Origin of the sequence: uncultured Microbacterium sp. (assembly GCF_963528945.1) — a bacterium.
Taxonomy (GTDB): Bacteria; Actinomycetota; Actinomycetes; order Actinomycetales; family Microbacteriaceae; genus Microbacterium.
In genome coordinates this window covers 1,238,900-1,256,980 of sequence record NZ_CAURWX010000001.1, presented here as the reverse complement: position 1 = coordinate 1,256,980, position 18,081 = coordinate 1,238,900, and the positions used below count along the sequence as shown (strand labels likewise).

General features: G+C 70.1%; 20 protein-coding genes. 8 read left to right on the top strand and 12 right to left on the bottom strand.

Going from position 1 to position 18,081, the window contains the following annotated elements:
* Positions 1 to 66 precede the first annotated feature (66 nt).
* From RWS82_RS05990 to RWS82_RS05980, 3 genes are read right to left on the bottom strand one after another with little or no spacing between them, the layout of a single operon-like run.
* The gene (locus RWS82_RS05990) at positions 67 to 735 is read right to left on the bottom strand and encodes a response regulator transcription factor (RefSeq protein ID WP_314647804.1); all 669 of its coding nucleotides are present in this window, start codon (positions 733 to 735) and stop codon (positions 67 to 69) included.
* A complete protein-coding gene (locus tag RWS82_RS05985; RefSeq protein WP_314647803.1) occupies positions 732 to 1,973 on the bottom strand; it encodes a histidine kinase in 1,242 nt (413 codons plus the stop codon). Before RWS82_RS05985 ends, RWS82_RS05990 begins: the two co-directional genes overlap by 4 nt.
* Positions 1,974 to 2,005: 32 nt before the next feature.
* On the bottom strand, positions 2,006 to 2,623 hold the full coding sequence (locus RWS82_RS05980) for a VTT domain-containing protein (RefSeq protein ID WP_314647801.1): 618 nt from the start codon (positions 2,621 to 2,623) through the stop codon (positions 2,006 to 2,008).
* 164 nt (positions 2,624 to 2,787) lie between these two features.
* Here RWS82_RS05980 and RWS82_RS05975 point away from each other — a divergent pair, with 164 nt between their 5' ends.
* Positions 2,788 to 4,386 carry an ABC-F family ATP-binding cassette domain-containing protein gene (locus RWS82_RS05975; RefSeq protein ID WP_314647800.1) on the top strand — a complete coding sequence of 533 codons (1,599 nt, stop codon included), beginning with the start codon at positions 2,788 to 2,790 and terminating at the stop codon, positions 4,384 to 4,386.
* Between the two features lie 40 nt (positions 4,387 to 4,426).
* Positions 4,427 to 5,002 carry a pyridoxamine 5'-phosphate oxidase family protein gene (locus RWS82_RS05970; RefSeq protein ID WP_314647798.1) on the top strand — a complete coding sequence of 192 codons (576 nt, stop codon included), beginning with the start codon at positions 4,427 to 4,429 and terminating at the stop codon, positions 5,000 to 5,002.
* 25 nt (positions 5,003 to 5,027) lie between these two features.
* Here the strand turns inward: RWS82_RS05970 and RWS82_RS05965 are convergent, their stop codons facing one another.
* The 4 genes from RWS82_RS05965 to RWS82_RS05950 are packed head-to-tail and all read right to left on the bottom strand — an operon-like array spanning position 5,028 to position 7,006.
* On the bottom strand, positions 5,028 to 5,837 hold the full coding sequence (locus tag RWS82_RS05965) for an SURF1 family protein (RefSeq protein WP_314647796.1): 810 nt from the start codon (positions 5,835 to 5,837) through the stop codon (positions 5,028 to 5,030).
* Positions 5,834 to 6,028, bottom strand: a complete 195-nt coding sequence (locus RWS82_RS05960; protein ID WP_314647794.1) for a hypothetical protein — start codon at positions 6,026 to 6,028, stop codon at positions 5,834 to 5,836. Before RWS82_RS05960 ends, RWS82_RS05965 begins: the two co-directional genes overlap by 4 nt.
* Positions 6,025 to 6,387, bottom strand: coding sequence for a DUF3099 domain-containing protein (locus RWS82_RS05955; protein ID WP_314647792.1), 363 nt, complete (start codon positions 6,385 to 6,387; stop codon positions 6,025 to 6,027). Before RWS82_RS05955 ends, RWS82_RS05960 begins: the two co-directional genes overlap by 4 nt.
* Before the next feature lie 52 nt (positions 6,388 to 6,439).
* The gene (locus RWS82_RS05950) at positions 6,440 to 7,006 is read right to left on the bottom strand and encodes a DUF4190 domain-containing protein (RefSeq protein ID WP_314647791.1); all 567 of its coding nucleotides are present in this window, start codon (positions 7,004 to 7,006) and stop codon (positions 6,440 to 6,442) included.
* 141 nt (positions 7,007 to 7,147) lie between these two features.
* On the opposite strand from RWS82_RS05950, the gene fabG reads away from it, so the two are divergent.
* Entirely contained in the window at positions 7,148 to 7,858 is a 711-nt protein-coding gene (gene fabG / locus RWS82_RS05945; RefSeq protein WP_314647789.1) for a 3-oxoacyl-ACP reductase FabG, read from the top strand.
* A gap of 60 nt (positions 7,859 to 7,918) precedes the next feature.
* Here fabG and RWS82_RS05940 read toward each other — a convergent pair whose 3' ends face one another.
* From RWS82_RS05940 to RWS82_RS05930, 3 genes are read right to left on the bottom strand one after another with little or no spacing between them, the layout of a single operon-like run.
* Entirely contained in the window at positions 7,919 to 8,617 is a 699-nt protein-coding gene (locus tag RWS82_RS05940) for an alpha/beta fold hydrolase (RefSeq protein ID WP_314647787.1), read from the bottom strand.
* A gap of 40 nt (positions 8,618 to 8,657) precedes the next feature.
* The gene (gene serB, locus RWS82_RS05935; RefSeq protein ID WP_314647785.1) at positions 8,658 to 9,293 is read right to left on the bottom strand and encodes a phosphoserine phosphatase SerB; all 636 of its coding nucleotides are present in this window, start codon (positions 9,291 to 9,293) and stop codon (positions 8,658 to 8,660) included.
* A 47-nt stretch (positions 9,294 to 9,340) separates the two neighbouring features.
* Positions 9,341 to 10,585: a glucose-1-phosphate adenylyltransferase gene (locus RWS82_RS05930; RefSeq protein ID WP_314647783.1), complete on the bottom strand. Its 1,245-nt coding sequence runs from the start codon at positions 10,583 to 10,585 to the stop codon at positions 9,341 to 9,343.
* 46 nt (positions 10,586 to 10,631) lie between these two features.
* On the opposite strand from RWS82_RS05930, the gene glgA reads away from it, so the two are divergent.
* From glgA to RWS82_RS05915, 3 genes are all read left to right on the top strand, one after another.
* Positions 10,632 to 11,816 (top strand): glycogen synthase, encoded by a 1,185-nt coding sequence (gene glgA, locus RWS82_RS05925; protein ID WP_314647782.1) that lies wholly within the window; start codon positions 10,632 to 10,634, stop codon positions 11,814 to 11,816.
* Positions 11,817 to 11,833: 17 nt separating this feature from the next.
* The gene (locus RWS82_RS05920; RefSeq protein ID WP_314647780.1) at positions 11,834 to 12,619 is read left to right on the top strand and encodes an ABC transporter ATP-binding protein; all 786 of its coding nucleotides are present in this window, start codon (positions 11,834 to 11,836) and stop codon (positions 12,617 to 12,619) included.
* A gap of 92 nt (positions 12,620 to 12,711) precedes the next feature.
* Complete coding sequence (locus RWS82_RS05915; RefSeq protein WP_021200734.1) at positions 12,712 to 12,969, top strand: type B 50S ribosomal protein L31; 258 nt, start codon at positions 12,712 to 12,714, stop codon at positions 12,967 to 12,969.
* 184 nt (positions 12,970 to 13,153) lie between these two features.
* Here RWS82_RS05915 and RWS82_RS05910 read toward each other — a convergent pair whose 3' ends face one another.
* Positions 13,154 to 14,401, bottom strand: coding sequence for an alpha/beta fold hydrolase (locus RWS82_RS05910; protein ID WP_314647779.1), 1,248 nt, complete (start codon positions 14,399 to 14,401; stop codon positions 13,154 to 13,156).
* A 37-nt stretch (positions 14,402 to 14,438) separates the two neighbouring features.
* Positions 14,439 to 16,436: a DUF262 domain-containing protein gene (locus RWS82_RS05905; RefSeq protein WP_314647778.1), complete on the bottom strand. Its 1,998-nt coding sequence runs from the start codon at positions 16,434 to 16,436 to the stop codon at positions 14,439 to 14,441.
* A gap of 175 nt (positions 16,437 to 16,611) precedes the next feature.
* Between RWS82_RS05905 and RWS82_RS05900 the strand changes: the two genes are divergently transcribed.
* Complete coding sequence (locus RWS82_RS05900; protein ID WP_314647777.1) at positions 16,612 to 17,385, top strand: hypothetical protein; 774 nt, start codon at positions 16,612 to 16,614, stop codon at positions 17,383 to 17,385.
* Between the two features lie 187 nt (positions 17,386 to 17,572).
* Positions 17,573 to 18,076 (top strand): DUF3145 domain-containing protein, encoded by a 504-nt coding sequence (locus tag RWS82_RS05895; protein WP_314647775.1) that lies wholly within the window; start codon positions 17,573 to 17,575, stop codon positions 18,074 to 18,076.
* The last annotated feature ends 5 nt before the right edge of the window (positions 18,077 to 18,081 follow it).

The window sequence follows — 18,081 nt, the reverse complement described above, 5'->3', positions numbered from 1 at the left end:
TATGAACCGGGTGCTGCGGCGGGCATCACCCCGCGGTGCCGTTCCGCACCCGTACCACGGGGGGAGTCAGGCGGGCTCGACGAGGCCGGTGTCGTACGCGACGATCACCGCATGGACGCGGTCGCGTGCACCGAGCTTGGCGAGGATCTTGCCCACGTGGGTCTTGACGGTCTGCTCGGCGATGAACAGGTCGGCGGCGATCTCGCTGTTGGATCGCCCGCGGCCGATGAGCACGAGCACCTCGCGCTCGCGGTCGGTGAGGTCTGCGAGCGTCGCCGTCGCGCGCGGGGTGCGCGGACGTCGGCCGGCGAACTGCGCGATCACACGTCGCGTGACGCTCGGCGCGAGGAGCGCCTCGCCGGCGGCGATCACACGAACCGCGTGCACGAGCTCCTCCGGCAGCGCATCCTTCAGGAGGAAGCCGGATGCTCCGGCCTCCAGGGCGTCGTAGACGTAGTCGTCGATATCGAACGTCGTCAGCATCAGGATGCGCGGCACGCGCGCGGCGGGATACGTCGGACCGAGGATGCGGCGGGTCGCCTCGATACCGTCGAGATCCGGCATGCGGACGTCCATGAGGATGACGTCGGGGTCGAGGCGCGCGGCCATGGTGACCGCCTCGGCGCCGGTCGCGGCCTGTCCGGCGACGCGGATGCCGTCGTGCGCGTCGAGCAGGGCGGCGAAGCCGGCCCGCACCATGGCCTGGTCGTCGGCGATGAGCACGGTGATGGTCACGAATCCTCCGGGGATGCGGATGCGGATGCGGTCGCGCCGGGGGCGCCGTCATCGGGTGCGAGGGGGAGGAGGGCATCGACCGTCCAGTCGCCGTCGGGTCCGACCCCGGCGGTGAGCGTGCCGTCGAGCAGTCCGGCTCGCTCGCTCATGCCGCGCAGACCGTGACCCGCGCTGCGGCCGACCGAAGCCCCGGCAGACGCTGCGGGGACGTCGTTGCGCACGTCGATGCGCACGGCGGACTCCGCCTGCGCCACCTGAACGGTGATGCGCGCACCGGGGGCGTGGCGTACAGCGTTGCTCAGGCTCTCCTGCACGATGCGATAGGCCGCGATCTGCACCGCGGCGGGGGCGCGTACGGTGCTGCTCGCGCCCGATGTGGTCAGGTCGATCTCGGCACCGGCCCGCCGCATGGTGTCGACGAGGGCGGGGATGTCGTCGATCCCGTTCTGCGGAGCGAGCTCGGCGGTCTGATCCTCGGTGCGAAGCACCCCGAGCATCCGTCGCATCTCGGTCAGCGACGCTCGGGCGGTCGCCGCGATGTCGTCGAACTCCGCCGCTGTCGTGTCGTCGAGGGTGGGCAGACGGTACCTCGCGGTCGACGCCTGCACCTGGATCACCGACATGCTGTGGGCGATCACGTCGTGCAGCTCCCGCGCGATACGGGTGCGCTCTTCGACGAGGGTGCGCCGGGATTCCTCGACAGCCGCATGCTCACGCTCCCGCACCAGCTCGGCGCCGACGCGCACCCTGCTCGCGATCAGCAGGGCGACGAGCAGCGCGGCGAAGGCGAGGGAGGACGTGACGATGAGGTCGGCGGTTGCGGATGCCCCGACGCCCGGGCGCGCGAGCACGTCGGGCCGCAGGAGAAGGGCCGCGAGCGCACCGGCGGACCCGACGACGAGCGGCACCGTGCCGCGCCGCACTCCATGCACGCCGGTCACGACCCCGATGAACACGATGAACGACAGCAGCGCCGGCACCGACCACGGCCACGGTGCCGATTCGCCTCCCCACGCCTGCACCACGAGCGGCGAGGCGAACGCGCCGAGGCAGAACACGACGACAGACGTCCACGGGCGCACGAGCGCGAGCAGCGGAGCGCCGCACACGGCGACGCCCAGCAGGAAGGCGAGCGGCAGCGGGGTGCCGTACAGCGCGGCGTGCACGGGGACGAAGACGGCGTACAGCGTCGCGACGGTGACGACGAGCGCGACGAGCGCGATCGATCGACCGCTCATGCGCGCACGAGGCCGAGGGGAGGGCATGATCCTCATCCTGCCAGGCGGGCGGTCGCCCCACGGCGGCGCCGCACCGCGGTGCAGCGGTCGATCACGACGCCGAGCGTCACGGCGACCGCCACCCCGATGAGCGCACCCACGAGCGGCTGATCCTCCACCCACTTGCCGGCCAGCAGACCGATGCCGAGGCTGAGCGCGCTCCAGCCGAGCCCCGCGAGCACGCTGAGGGGCAGGAAGCGCCGCCAGGGATACCCGAACGCGCCGGCCGACATGTTGACCGCGACCCGTCCGACCGGGATGTACCGCGCACCGAGGATCAGCGCGGCACCGCGTTCGTCGAGGGCGCGCTCCGCGTGCGCGAGGGCCGCGGCGACCCGAGGTCGGCGCATCCATCCCCATCGCGACACCCCGATGCGCCGACCCAGCAGGAAAGCGATGTTGTCGCCCACGGTCGCCCCGAGCGCCGCGACCAGGCCGAGCGCCAACAGACCGGTTCCCCCGTCGCTCACCGACACCGCCGCCGCCGCGACGAGCACCGTCTCGCTCGGGACCGGCGGGAAGAACCCGTCGACCACCGTGACGACGAACAGCACGACGAGCAGCCAGGGCGAGGCCACGGCCTGCAGGATCAGATCATTGAGGAGGTCCACTCCGTCACCGTAGGAAGCGGAGAGGGCGCGGGGCATCCCTCTGCGGTATCGACCGCATCCCTCTGCGGGGTGATCTCGGGCGTGGGGCGGACTCACGAACGGGCCGCATATACTGGGGGGCTGGCCGCTCGGCCTCCTTCCACCTGAACGAACGGACGTTAGCTGTGCTCGCCGTGCACGAACTCGAGATCCGCGTGGGCGCACGCCTGCTCATGCAGGACGTGTCGTTCCGCGTCGCCGATGGCGACAAGATCGGTCTCGTCGGCCGCAACGGCGCGGGCAAGACCACGCTCACCAAGGTGCTCGCGGGAGACGGGCTGCCCTCGGGCGGAAAGGTCACGCGGTCGGGAGAGCTGGGCTACCTGCCGCAGGACCCGCGCTCGGGCAACCCGGAAGACCTCGCACGCACCCGCATCCTCGACGCGCGCGGACTCGGCCAGCTCAACCTCGGCATGACCGAGGCGTCGCTCGCGATGGGGTCGGACGACCCGGCTGTGGCGGCCAAGGCCATGAAGCGGTACGCCGCACTCACCGAGAAGTTCGAGGCACAGGGCGGCTACGCGGCCGAGGCCGAGGCGGCGTCCATCGCGCACAACCTCTCGCTGCCCGACCGCATCCTCGACCAGCCGCTGTCGACTCTCTCGGGCGGTCAGCGTCGTCGTATCGAGCTCGCGCGCATCCTGTTCTCCGATGCGCAGACGATGATCCTCGACGAGCCGACCAACCACCTCGACGCCGACAGCGTCGTGTGGCTGCGCGAGTTCCTCAAGAACTACAAGGGCGGGCTGATCGTCATCAGCCACGATGTCGAGCTCGTGGGCGAGACGGTGAACCGCGTGTTCTACCTCGATGCCAACCGCCAGGCCATCGACATCTACAACATGAACTGGAAGAACTACCTGCGGCAGCGTGCCGCCGACGAGGAGCGCCGCAAGAAGGAGCGCGCGAACGCCGAGAAGAAGGCGACGACGCTGCAGCAGCAGGCCGCCCGCTTCGGCGCGAAGGCCTCGAAGGCCGCCGCAGCGCACCAGATGATCGCGCGCGCCGAGAAGCTGCTCGCCGGCCTCGACGACGTGCGTCAGGAAGACCGCGTCGCCAAGCTGCGGTTCCCGAAGCCGGCGCCGTGCGGCAAGACGCCGCTCATGGCCTCCGGGCTGTCGAAGTCGTACGGCTCGCTCGAGATCTTCACCGACGTCGACCTCGCGATCGACCGCGGATCCAAGGTCGTCGTGCTCGGCCTCAACGGTGCGGGCAAGACGACGCTGCTGCGCATGCTCGCCGGCGTCGACCAGCCCGACACCGGGCAGCTCGAGCCGGGGCACGGTCTCAAGGTCGGGTACTACGCCCAGGAGCACGAGAACCTCGACGTGAACCGCTCGGTGCTCGAGAACATGGTCTCGGCGGCGCCGCACATCACCGAGACCGAGGCGCGCAAGGTGCTCGGCTCGTTCCTCTTCACCGGCGACGACGTGCTCAAGCCGGCGGGCGTGCTCTCGGGCGGCGAGAAGACGCGCCTGTCGCTGGCCACGCTCGTGGTGTCGTCGGCGAACCTGCTGCTGCTCGACGAGCCGACGAACAACCTCGACCCGGCCTCCCGGGAGGAGATCCTCGGGGCGCTGGCGCACTACGAGGGTGCCGTCGTGCTGGTGTCGCACGACCCGGGAGCGGTGCAGTCGCTCAACCCCGAGCGCGTGCTGATCCTGCCCGACGGCGTCGAGGACATCTGGAACCAGGAGTACCAGGACCTCATCGAGCTCGCCTGAGTCGCGACCGCCCGGCATCGGGTGGTGGCATAGTCGAGGGGTGAGCGCCCCTTCGACTTCTCCCGAGCTGTCCGCCTGGCTGCGTGCCCTTCCCGCTCAGCGCGGGACCGCGCCCGCCCTCGACACGTCCGGGCTCCCGGATGCTCCCGAGCTGCTGTTCGAGCAGTGGATCCGCGGCGCGGTCGACGCCGGGGTCGCCGAGGCGCACGCCGCGACGCTGGCGACCGTCGACGAGCGGGGGATGCCCGATGCGCGCACCCTCATCCTCAAAGGCGTGGACGAGCGCGGCTGGGCTTTCGCGAGCACGCGCGAGTCGAGGAAGGGCGCTCAGCTCGCCGCGCACCCGGCGGCGGCGCTCAACTTCTGGTGGCAGCCGGTCGTCCGCGCCGTGCGCGTGCGCGGGCGGGTCGAGGAGGCGCCGCGTGAGGAGAGCGCGGCCGACCTGGCGGCGCGATCGGCCGCGGCGCAGGAGGCGGTCGGGGCGGACGAATGGGTGCTGTGGCGGGTCGTTCCCGAGCGCATCGAGTTCTGGCAGGGGGCGCGCGACCGGCACCACACGCGCATCGTCTACACGCGAGACGCGGGCGACTGGTCGCACACGGTCACGCGGGACTGACGGCTCCCCACCTCGCGGGCGCGGTTCAGCGCGCGTCGAGCAGTTCGTCCTCGACATCGGCATCGCGATCGCGGCGACGGGGTGCGCGAGCCGGCTGGGGGACGCCCTCGGACTCTTCGCGGTGCTTCACGATCTCGGTGCGGATGATGTACACGATGAAGATGAAGCCCATCAGCGCGAACAGGATCCACTGGATGGCGTACGACAGGTGGGGTCCGGGGTCGTCGGTGGGCGACTCGAATCCACCGAGGGGCGTGCCCGTCGGGTCTTCCGAGACGAGCTGGCCGTAGGCGGCGGTGATCACGTCACCGCCCACGAGACCGGCGATGGTCGGCAGGTTGATCGTCGGCACCTGACCGTCGGGTGCGCCACGGCCGGACGCCGGCACCTGCTCGTCGGTGCGCAGCCGAACGGTGACCTCGACCTTCCCCGACGGGGGAGCGGGAACGGCATCCGGCGCCTCGCCCTCGCCGGGCGGAACCCAACCGCGATCGACGATGAACACCCGGCCGTCGGCGTCGCGGAACGGAACCAGAACCTCGAATGCGCTCGTCCCGCCGTGCGGGCGGTTGCGCACGAGGAGCTGCTCGTCGGCGAGGTACTCGCCGCGCAGCACGACGGGGTGCCATTCGTCCTCGGGGTCGAGCACGCCGTCCGCCCCGATGAGCTCACCGAGCGGAACGGGCGTCGCGTCGTAGTTGCGCTCGACCAGCTCGATCTGAGCAGCGCGTGACTCGTTCCGCTCGAACTGCCAGTGCGAGAGGAAGGCGCACGCGATCGCGAAACCGATCGCGATCAGCACGTAGACGCTCCACCGGACCGCGCGATTGCTCATGTCGGCACTCCGTCCCGGACGGCCACGGGGAAGTCGCGGGCCGCGAGGTAATCGCGAAGGAACCCGACATGCTCATCGCACGCGAGCCAGATCTTCTCGCGGTCGGCCGCGTGGATGCGCGGGTTGCGCCACACGACCTGCTTCGTCGCCGCGCTCCGGCATCCGGCGCGCGAGCAGATGAGGTCGGTCACGACCGGTCCTGCGGCTTCTCGTGGAGGGTGAAGATCTGCGGGTCCGACGCAGGCGCGCTCGGCTCGGGGCGCTCGGGTGCCGGCGCCGGAGCTTCGATCTCCTGCAGAGGGGACTCCGCCGCCGTCTCCGTGCTGTCGCTGCCGGCGTTCGCGAAGACGACCGCGATGTAGGGCAGCACGGCGGCGGCGATCGCGAAGACCCAGGTGTACCAGCCGTACGGCTGCACGAGCGCCATGAGTGCGAAACAGACGATGCGGATGGTCATCGTGATCGCGTAGCGGCGCACACGATGGTCGCCTTCCTCGCGCGGGGACTGCGGGAGGGAGGTGACGGCGGGGACGTCGCGCTTGCGGTTCACGGTACCTCCAGCCTACGCCGGTGGGAGCAGGGGAGAGCCCGCGCGACCGATATCAGCTGGCGTAGATCCAGGGGAGCGTGAAGGCTCCGACCGCGAAGAAGCTCGCGACGATGATGCCGACTGTCAGCACGCCGATGCCGATCACGACGTAGCCGATGATGAGGCCGGCGTACGCCATGCCGCGACCGCCGAGCGACGGGTCCTCCTTCGTGCGCTTCAGCGCCATGTGCCCGGTGATCACCGCGACGATCGAGGCGAGCGCGGGGATGAAGAGCCAGCTCAGCAGGAAGCTCGCCAGCCCGCACACGAGCGACGTCACGGCCAGCCCGCTCGTCGGTCGGGGCGCGGCGTAGAGCGGGTAGGCGCCGGGCGCGTAGCCCTGCGGGGCGGCGTACCCGGGCGCTGCGCCGTAGGCGGGAGCGGCGCCGTAGCCGGAGGGGGCGCCGTAGGGCTGCACCGCGCCCGGAGCCGGCGGCACCGCCGCGGGAGCCTGGCCGGGCCCCGCCGGGGGATACGCCGGTGCGGCGCCGGGATACGCCTGGTACGGCTGTGCCGGCGCGGCGGGCGGGGGAGTGTATGCGGGGCCGCCGGAAGAAGGAGGAGTGGTGTAGTCGCTCACGCGGAAACGCCTTTCGTCGAAGCCAGGGTGGCAGGGTGTCGATGCACTGTCAAACCTCGCTGCTCGGTGGGCGGATGCGGTCGTCGATAGGATCGGAGCGGTCCGGATGCCCGGGCCCGAGATCTTCAGGAGCGAATGAACATGAGTGAGCAGCGCGTCGTCCTCGTCACCGGAGGCAACCGCGGAATCGGACGCGCGATCGCGGAGCGTTTCGTGCGCGACGGGTACCGCGTCGCCGTGACGGCGCGGAGCGGCGAAGGTCCGGAGGGCACTCTCACGGTGCGGGCCGACGTCACGGACGCCGCGGCCGTCGACGCCGCGTTCACCCAGGTCGAGCAGGAGCTCGGACCGGTCGAGGTCGTGGTCGCGAACGCCGGCATCACGAAGGACACGCTGCTGCTGCGCATGAGCGAGGACGACTTCGACAGCGTCGTCGCCACGAACCTGGGCGGCGCGTTCCGCGTCGTCAAGCGGGCGTCCAAGGGCATGCTGCGTGCACGGTTCGGCCGCGTCATCCTCATCTCGAGTGTGGTCGGACTGTACGGGTCGGCGGGCCAGATCAACTACTCGGCCTCGAAGAGCGCGCTCGTCGGCTTCGCCCGGTCGCTCACCCGCGAACTCGGTGGACGCGGCATCACCGCGAACGTCGTCGCTCCCGGCTTCATCGAGACCGACATGACCGCCGAGCTGCCCGAGGAGACCCAGAAGCAGTACAAGGCGAACATCCCCGCGGGTCGCTTCGCGAGCTCCGACGAAGTCGCCGGGGTCGTGACCTGGCTGGCGGGCGACGACGCCGCCTACATCTCGGGCGCCGTCATCCCGGTCGACGGAGGACTCGGCATGGGCCACTGACTTCCGCCAACGGGAGGGCGTTCGTCCGGGTCTCGCCCGGGCGGGCGCCCTTTCTCATTCTCACCGATCGATCGCTCGCACGACCTCGGCCGCGAGTCGGGCGGGCGCGGAGAACTGCGGCCAGTGCCCGGTGCCGAGTCGCACCACCTCGGTCGACTCGATCGCGCGATACTCGCGGCCGTAGGCTCCCCACTCGTCGATGACGGCATCGAACGCGTCGCGATCCATCGCGCCCATCAGCAGGGTCACCGGAACGCGGAACCGCTCGTCCCCCTCGAAATCCAGAGCGTCGGTCGGTACCCGCGCCGGCACACTGAGAGCGAGAGGGGCGGTACGCGCCCGCACGACGTCGTCGAGGTCGTGCACGTCGTCGTCGTCGAAGAAGTCCCACCCGGGGAACGGCACCACACCGTCCTCGATCGGGAACTCGCTGATGGCGCCACCCGGAGGCGGGGGCACCGTGTCGACGAGGACCACGCGCGCGACGCGGTCCGGTCGTCGAGCGGCCGCCGCCCAGGCCACGTTGCCTCCGCCGCTGTGCCCGACGAGTGCCAGGCGGTCGCCCGGCAGTCCATCGATCGCCGCGACGATCTGATCGACCCAGTCGCGCACGCCCACGTCGGCGGATACCGTCGCCGGCTCGCCGACCCCGCGCATGGTCACCGGATGCGTGCGGTGCCCGGCGTCACGGAGCGCGGGGAGCACGTCGCTCCAGCTCTCGGCGTCGAGCCAGAGGCCGGGGATGAGGATGATGTCCATGCGGCGACGGTACTCGCCGCCGCAGACATCCGGAAGCGGCTCAGGGCAGCAGGGGGATGACCTCGGCCAGGTCCTGCGGACCGACGACGAGGCTCGCCGCCTGCCGAACGGCGGGCTTGGCATTGAAGGCGATGCCGAGACCGGCGACGGCCATCATCCGCAGGTCGTTCGCGCCGTCTCCGATCGCGATCGTCGCGTGCGTGGCGACACCGAGCTCGTGCGCCCACTCCTGCAGGGAGGCGGCCTTCGCCTCGGCGTCGACGATCGCGCCGTCGACCTCGCCGGTGAGAGATCCGTCGGCCACGACGAGCCGGTTCGCGCGCCAGCGGTCGACACCGAGAGTCGGGGCGACCTCGTCGAGGATCTCGTTGAAACCGCCGGAGACGACCCCCACCACCCCTCGGCGTTCGTGCACGGCGGCGGTGAGCTCGCGCACGCCGGGGGTGGGCTCGATGCGCGTGCAGACGCGTTCGAACGCACCGACCGGCACCCCACGCAGCGCCGCGACGCGGGACCGCAGGCTGGTCGCGAAGTCCACCTCGCCGCGCATCGCGGCCTCGGTCGCCGCCTGCACCTCCGGGCCGCGGCCCGCCTCATCGGCGAGGAGTTCGATCACCTCGTTGCGGATGAGTGTGGAATCGGCATCGAGGACGACGAGGAAGCGCGCAGCGGTCACGCCACGAGCCTAGCGAGCGCAGCACGCGCCCCCGACCGCGTGACGCCTCACCGCTCGATGAACATGCCCTTACCCACGACGGTGATCCCCGTCTCGGTGACGGTGAAACCGCGGGCGAGGTCCCGCTCCCGGTCCACTCCCACGGTCGCACCGTCGGCGAGCACGACGTTCTTGTCGAGGATCGCCCGGTGCACGCGTGATCCGGCGCCGACGTGCACGTGATCGAAGACGACGGAGTCGGTGATCGTCGATCCGCCACCGGCGAGCGTCCACGGGCCGACGACGCTGCGCTCCAGGTGCGTGCCGGAGAGCACGGATCCGAGCGAGACGATCGAGTCGATCGCGTTGCCGATACGACCCACCGAGTCGCGCACGAACTTCGCGGGCGGAGAGTTCACGGTCTGCGAGTGGATCGGCCAGGCGGTGTTGTACAGGTTGAAGATCGGCAGCGTCGAGATGAGGTCCATGTGGGCGTCGAAGAACGACTCGATCGTGCCCACATCGCGCCAGTACGAGCGGTCGCGCGGCGACGACCCCGGTACCTCGTTGCGCTTCATGTCGTAGAAACCGGCCTCGCCGCGGTCGACGAAGTACGGCACGATGTCGCCGCCCATGTCGTGACCCGAGGTGGGGGACTCGCCGTCCGCCTCGACCGCCGCGATCAGGGCGTCGGCGTCGAAGACGTAGTTGCCCATCGACGCGAGCACCTCGTGCGGAGCATCCGCCAGGCCCTGGGCGTCGGTCGGCTTCTCGAGGAAGGCGCGGATGCGCGTGGGGTCATCGGGGTCGGCGTCGATCACGCCGAACTGCGATGCGAGCGCGAGCGGTTGGCGGATGCCGGCGACCGTGGCCTTCGCGCCCGATTCGATGTGCGCGTCGATCATCTGCTGGAAGTCCATGCGGTACACGTGGTCGGCACCGATGACGACGACGATGTCGGGCTTCTCGTCGGTGAGCAGGTTCATGCTCTGCAGGATCGCGTCGGCCGAGCCCGAGAACCACCGCTTGCCGAGACGCTGCTGCGCGGGCACCGACGTCACATACGAGTCGAGCAGCGCCGACATGCGCCACGTCTGCGAGATGTGGCGGTCGAGGCTGTGCGACTTGTACTGGGTCAGCACCACGACCTGGCGCAGCCCGGAGTTGATGAGGTTCGAGATCGCGAAGTCGATCAATCGGTACTGTCCGCCGAACGGCACCGCGGGCTTGGCGCGGTCGGCCGTGAGGGGCATGAGGCGCTTGCCCTCACCGCCGGCGAGGATGATGCCGAAGATCTTCTTGGGTGCGGACATGAATCCACATTAGAGGCGATCCGCCCGCCTGTACTAGCGTTCTGGCATGCGAGTCGAAATGATCACCAAGGAGTATCCGCCGGAGATCTATGGCGGTGCGGGGGTGCATGTCGCCGAGCTCGTCGCCGCGCTGCGGCACACGACCGACGTCAGCGTCCGCGCCTTCGGCTCTCCGCGCGACGAGCAGGGGACGGCGTCGTACCAGGCGCCGGCCGAGCTGAGTTCGGCCAACGCCGCCCTGCAGACCCTCGGCACCGACCTCGAGATCGTCGCGGCGATCGAGACCGCAGACGTCGTGCACAGCCACACCTGGTACGCGAACTTCGCCGGGCACCTGGCATCGCAGCTGCACGGAATCCCGCACGTGCTCACCGCGCACAGCCTCGAACCGCTCCGCCCTTGGAAGGCCGAGCAGCTCGGGGGCGGCTACGCCGTCTCCAGCGGCATCGAGAAGCTGGCGTACGAGAACGCCGCCGCGATCATCGCCGTCAGCGCCGGAATGCGCGCCGACATCCTCCGCAGCTACCCCCAGGTCGACCCGGAGCGCGTCCGGGTGATCCACAACGGCATCGACGTCGAGCGCTGGCATCCGGTGAACGACCCGGAGTTCCTGGCATCCGTCGGCATGGATCCCGACCGCCCGTCGGTCGTGTTCGTCGGTCGGATCACGCGCCAGAAGGGGCTGCCGTACCTGCTCCAGGCCGCGCGCCTGCTCCCGCCGGAGGTGCAGCTCATCCTCTGCGCCGGCGCACCCGACACCCCCGAGATCATGGCGGAGGTGCAGGAGGGCGTCCGCCTGCTCCAGCAGACCAGGGAGGGCGTCGTCTGGATCGAGCGGATGCTCCCGCGCGAGCAGCTGTCGGCGATCCTCAGCGCCGCGACGACCTTCGTGTGCCCGTCGGTGTACGAACCCCTCGGCATCGTCAACCTCGAGGCGATGGCGTGCGGCGCGGCCGTCGTCGGAACGGCGACCGGGGGCATCCCCGAGGTCGTCGACGACGGCGTGACGGGTCGGCTCGTGCCGATCGAACAGGTGCAGGACGGCACGGGCACCCCGGTCGACCCCGAGCGGTTCGTCGCAGATCTCGCCGCCGTGCTCACCGAGGTCACGGGCGATCCCGAGCGCGCGCGGACGTACGGTGCCGCGGGTCGTGAGCGTGCGACGCGGGAGTTCAGCTGGGCGTCGATCGCCGACACCACGCGGGCGCTCTACGCGGAGCTGACGGCGTGAGCCGATAGGCTGGGGCCATGCCGATCGCTCTGGACTTCACCGATGTCGTCGTGCGCCGCGACGGGCGCAACATCATCGACCACGTGACCTGGCAGGTCGCCGACGACGAGCGCTGGGTCGTGCTGGGGCCGAACGGGGCGGGCAAGACGACGCTCCTGCAGCTCGCCGACACGCTCCTGCATCCGACGTCCGGCACGGTGACCGTGCTCGGCGAGACGCTCGGCCGCACCGACGTGTTCGAGGTGCGTCCGCGCATCGGCTTCGCCTCGTCGGCGATGGCCCGGCGCATCCCACGCGACGAGACGGTGCTCAACACCGTGCTCACGGCCGCGTTCTCGGTGCTCGGCCGCTGGAACGAGGAGTACGAGGGCATCGACGAGCGCCGGGCGCTGCGCGTGCTCGCGGACTGGAAGCTCGACCACCTCGCCGATCGCACGTTCGGCACGCTGAGCGACGGAGAGCAGAAGCGGGTTCAGATCGCCCGTGCGGTGATGACCGACCCCGAGCTGCTGCTGCTCGACGAGCCGACCGCGTCGCTCGACCTCGGTTCGCGCGAAGAGCTGCTCGGTCTGCTCAGCGGCTACGCCTCGTCGCCCACGACGCCGGCGATGCTGATGGTGACGCACCACGTCGAGGAGATCCCCGTCGGTTTCACGCACGTCATGCTCATCCGCGACGGCGGGGTCGTCGCGGCGGGCCCGCTCGCCGAGACGCTGACGGCCGAGAACCTCACGGACGCGTTCGCGATGCCGATCACCCTCACGTCGGACGGTGGGCGGTACGCCGCCCGCGCCGCATCCTGACACGGCGTCTGATAGAATCGACCCTTGGTGCTCTCTGCACCGCAGACTTCCCTCGTCCCTGGCACAATCCAGGGCAGCAACTAAGGAATCCCATGAAGACTGACATCCACCCCGAGTACAAGGCAGTCGTGTTCCGCGACCTCGGCTCGGGAGAGACCTTCCTCACCCGCTCCACCGTCTCGAGCGACAAGACCATCGAGCTGGACGGCGTCGAGTACCCCGTCATCGACGTCGAGATCTCGTCGGCTTCGCACCCGTTCTACACGGGCAAGCAGCGCATCATGGACTCGGCCGGCCGCGTCGAGAAGTTCAACCAGCGCTTCAAGGGCTTCGGCGGCTCCTCCAAGTAAGGACCGTCCACACGAAGGCCCCGCACTCCTCGGAGTGCGGGGCCTTCGTCGTCTCCGCCGGACGCGTACGTTCCCGTCGCGCGAACGGTCGCACCGCGCCGTTCCGGTCGCACGAACGGCTCGTCCCAGGCCTGAGAAGAGCCGTTCGTGCGACGGGACGGTGGGCGGCCGTGCGGGACGGGGGTCAGCGGATGCGGCGGCCGTGGGCGAGGTCGATGAGGCGCGTCAGAACCCCGCCGCTGCGGAGGCCGTTGTGCTCGTGCTCGCTCGTCTGCCAGAGCTGCACGCCGGGCAGGAGGCGGGAGGTCTCGAGCGAGAACTCGTACGGCACGTAGACGTCGTTGACGTACACGGCCGCGGCGCCGGTCGCCCCGGAGGATGCGATGGCCGCGGCATCGTAGAGGCGGGGCCACGCGAACTCCGCGAGTTCGAGGGTCACCTCGCGCCACGGCTGGAACGCCGGAACGGTCTCGGTCCATTCCCGGCGCACGTGCTCCCCGGTGAACAACGTCACGTCGTCGCGGAAGTCGTCCGGCTCCACGCGCTCCGCCGACCACCGGGTGGCGTGGCCGTCGGCGTAGCTCGACTCGTGAAAAGCGAAGTACAGCGGGTTCCGTCCGCCGTACGGCATCGACGCCGCAAGGTCGTACCGGAAGGCGTTCGTGGTGGGGTCGTGCTCGAGGAGCGACCACACGGTCTGCCATCCGGCATCCGCTCCGAGCGCCGAACCGAACGAGCGCAGTCGCGACGGCGAGACGACCTCGCCGTCGGGGAGCACGATGTCGCCCGCCGCCGCGTGGTCGACGAGTCGCCGCATCGCGTCGCGATGGGCGGGGAAGCGGCGGTAGTAGCGTTCCGAGGCGTCGCGCATCTTGTCGTAGCAGAGCGCGTACACGTCATCGGGGTGCCGCCCGACGGCGCTCAGCCCGCCCGTGATGAAGACGTCGGTGAGCGACTCGGCGTGCGTCGACAGGTAGGCGAGCGTGGTGAAGCCGCCGAACGACTGCCCCAGCACGCTCCACCGCTCGGCGCCGAGGTGCTCGCGCACCGCTTCGCAGTCGCGCACGATGGCGTCGGCGCGCAGGTGCGTCAGATGCTCGGCGACGGCGGATGCTCCGCGCGCGAGATCGCCGTCGGAGACGGGCGTCGAGCGCCCTGTGCCGCGCTGGTCGAGCAACACGACGCGGTAGTGCGCGAGGGCTTCGTCGAGCCATGCCGGCCCGGAGGGGGAGTGGAAGGGGCGGGGGGCTTCGTGGCCGGGGCCGCCCTGGAGGAACACGAGGTAGGGGAGCGTCTCGCCGCCCTCGCGCGTGACGACGGCGGCGAACACGTCGATCGTTCGGGTGTCGGCGGGATCGTCCCACACCAGGGGCAGGCTGAGCGTGTGCTCGTCGACGGTCAGATCCAGGAGGCGGCGGGTGGTGGTGCTCACCGTCCGAGTCTAACGACGGGGCGCACGGCCCCGCGGGTCACATCACGTTGCCGATGTAGGAGTACTTGACGAACACTTCCGACGCGATGCCGGCCTCGTCGAGCACGCCCTGGACCGCGCTCATCATGTAGTTGGAGTCCCAGCCCATGTAGAGATGATGCCCGTCGGTGAGTTCGTCCCACTGGCCCTTCCAGGCGGTCTCGGAGTAGATCGGTCCGCCGTGCGCCGCCGAGTACGACAGCGCGGCGGCACGGGTATCGGTCCAGGCGCGTCGCATGACGCGGTTGAACAGCGCGCGCACGTCGGCGACCTCCCAGCGCTCCCCGCGGTACTCGACGTAGTCGAACTCTCGTTCCCAGCCGGCCGGCCAGCCGCGCCGCCGCACCGCGTCGAGGATCGGCGTGAGGCCGTCGTCGTCGATCTCCGGCAGCGCGGGACGCGCCCAGATGCGCAGAAGGTCGGCGGTGAGCCGCACGGTACGGCGGGTGATCTCGGCGGTCGTCCACGCCCCGACCTCCTGCAGTGCGCGCGTCTCGGCCACGGAGCTGCGGGAATACGCATCCGTCGCCTTCGCGGGGAACGACTCGCCGAACACCCGCTCGGCGAGGTGCTGCTCGAGCAGGGTGAGGTTGCCGAGGGTGGGGGCGAGTGCGCGGTGGCTGTTCTGCTCGTCGTCGCTGTACTCGTTCCAGGCGCGCGTCCCGTCGCCCGACCACGCGTCGCCGGGCGCCGCGGGCACGATGTGCTCCACGTCGAAGTCGTCGGTGTCCGCGACGCCCTCCAGGCGACCGAGCACGTAAGGCGCGTAGGGCAGCTCGCTGTACTTGAGCACGGCGCTGACGCGCTCGTCGGAGGGGGTGATCCGTGCGAACGCACGGGCGAGCGCATCGCGTCCCTCGGCGCGGGCGCGGCAGAGGCGCGCGACGAGCCGCTCGTTCGGCAGGTTCACCAGCGTGCGGCGCAGGTAGAGGGCCTGCAGCCATTCCAGGGTCTCGATCAGCTCGTCGCGCGCGATGAGCCCGCGCGCATGGTCGCTGTAGGCCGCGAGCACGAGGGGGGAGGAGGCTCGGCCGAACGTGTTCACGAAGCGCAGCTGGCGGGCGATCTCGGGGTCGGACTCGCGGGAGGGGTCGAGCAGGATGCCGTAGATCTCGGCGTAGTGCCGCCAAACCTCGGCATCCGCCTGCAGGTGTTCGACGTCGACGTGCGGGAACGAACGGCGGAACGCGCTGTAGACGCCGTGCTCACCGTTCGCGGCGAGCTCGCGACCCGTGGTCATGACGAGGTAGTGCCGCCAGAACGCTCCGATCGTGTCGCCCGTATGCTGCTCGATGGGGAGCCAGAACCGCGCTTCGACGTCGAGCTGCTCGGCGTGCGTGAGTCCCATCAGGATGTAGTTGTGGATGAGCTCGTGGTCGCGCAGCGGCTCGCCCGTGGAGTTCAGGCTCTCGAAGATCTGCTGCGCGTTCGCCTCGGGCCCGAGCGTGATCGAGACGTGTTCGAGGCGTCGCAGGCCGCGCCAGATGCGCGGCACCTCGTCGGGGTGCACCTGGCTGCGGAAGAACGCGTAGTTGTCGTCGAACCGGGATTCGCGCTCGGCATCGTCGCGGACATCGCGCACCACCGACTCGTAGAGCGAAGCCCAGGCGTCGTGCGGACGCAGTTTGGTGCGCGAGGGATCGTCGGCGCGCAACAGCACCCGAGCGAGCTCGGCGGCGAGGGTGGGGTCGTCGTCGCGGATGCTGTGGTGCAGGGCGGCCACGAGCAGCATGAGCGTGGTGATGCGCTGCTGGCCGTCGATCAGGATGAGGTCGTCGTCGGCCCCGTCCTGCGCCGAGAGGATCGAGCCGAGGAAGTGGCGGTGGGTGTCGTCGGCATCCGCCACCGCGCGAATGTCGGAGAGCAGCCGTTCGCAGCCGCCGATGTCCCAGCGGTACTGACGCTGATAGACGGGGACGACGATGGTGGTGGAGCCCGCCGCGAGCCAGTCGATCGTGTTGACGGCCGTCGCCTCGACGTTCGTGGCGGTGCTCATAGCGCTGTCTGTCCTCCTGTACCGCGTGCCGCCCCCGGGCCGGCGCGGCACCCTTGCGAGTCTATTCGGTTATTCACGGCGGCCTCCGAAGCGCACCGGGGGCGCGCTGTTAGGCTTGCCTTATCAGGGCCTGTTAAAACGTGCTGGCCCCCGATGAAAGGAACATGACTCGATCATGGGATACATCAAGTCCAAGGCGCTGGAGGAAAAGGGCTTCGTCGTCCTCGACAGCTACAACCAGGAGCTCGACCCCAAGGAATGGCTCGACATCGAGTACAACGACTGGAAGTCGTCGGGCGACACGCGCTTCGCGCCGCTCGCCAGCGCCTTCGGTGACATCGAGTGCAACGGCTTCTGGAACCACAAGCCGCCGCGCACCGACAAGGACGGCGTCTGGATCGACTCGCAGACCGCCAAGGCCCCCAACCTCACGCGCCGCGCGCAGGAGCCGGGCGCGAACGTCGGCCGCTGCCGCGTCATCGAACTGCAGCCGACCCCCTACGGCGACTGCCTGTACAACCTCCACCAGGACGACAACAACCGTCTGAACCCCGACGGGACCGGCTGGGTCGTCCGCGGGTTCTTCAACCTCACCGACGACAAGGACAGCTACTTCGTCCTGCGCGAGAACCGCACCGACCCGAGCATCGAGTACCGCATCGCTCTGCCGGCCGGCGCGCAGCTGATCGTCGACACGCAGCGCCTGTGGCACGCCGCCACCCACAACGGCACCGAGCCGCGCTACTGCCTCATCACCTCGTGGACCTCGGGCCCGGAGCTCGACGCCTACATCGAGAAGTACCACGGCACCGACGACGTCCCGAACGTCGAGGTCCCGCAGGACGTGCTCGAGCACGGGTACGCCGAGCAGGCCCGCAAGGACGCCGCCCGTGCCGCCTACTACGCGGCCAAGGGTCAGCAGGTGAAGCAGGCCATGAGCGAGGCGTGACGACACGCCCGAGCTGACGCTCACGACGGCGGCCCCGGTCCCTTTCGGATCGGGGCCGTCGTCGTGGAAGCACACGCTTGTGATTCGGCGTGCCGTCAGGGAGAATGAGGGCACAACCGCATATCAGCCGCCGCTTTTCGTCGGTTCAGGTCGTTGGGGAAGACGCACCTGATGAAACGGAGAGATCATGGCGACGCCTTACGCACGCGGAGTGGTGTTCATCCACTCCGCCCCTCGCGCGCTCTGCCCGCACCTCGAATGGGCGGTCGGACGCGCTATCGGTCGTGCGGTCAACTTCGAATGGACCGATCAGCCGGTGCTCGACGGCGCCCGCCGTGCCGAGTTCTATTGGGACGGCCCGGCCGGTACGGGCGCTGCTCTCGCGACGGCGATCCGCGGATGGGAGCACCTGCGGTTCGAGGTGACCGAAGATCCGACGCCCCGCAGCGACGGCGGACGGTGGCTGCATACGCCCGACCTGGGCATCCACTACGCGCAGACGGATGCGGCGGGCAACATCGTCATCGGCGAGGACCGCATCCGGTACGCCATGGAGATCGCTGCGGGCAACGTCGGCGAGCTGCAACGCGAGCTGGACGTCGCGCTGGGCACCGCCTGGGACGAGGAGCTCGAACCCTTCCGCCATGCCAGCGACGATGCGCGCGTCGTCTGGCTCCACAAAGTCGGCTGAGCCGA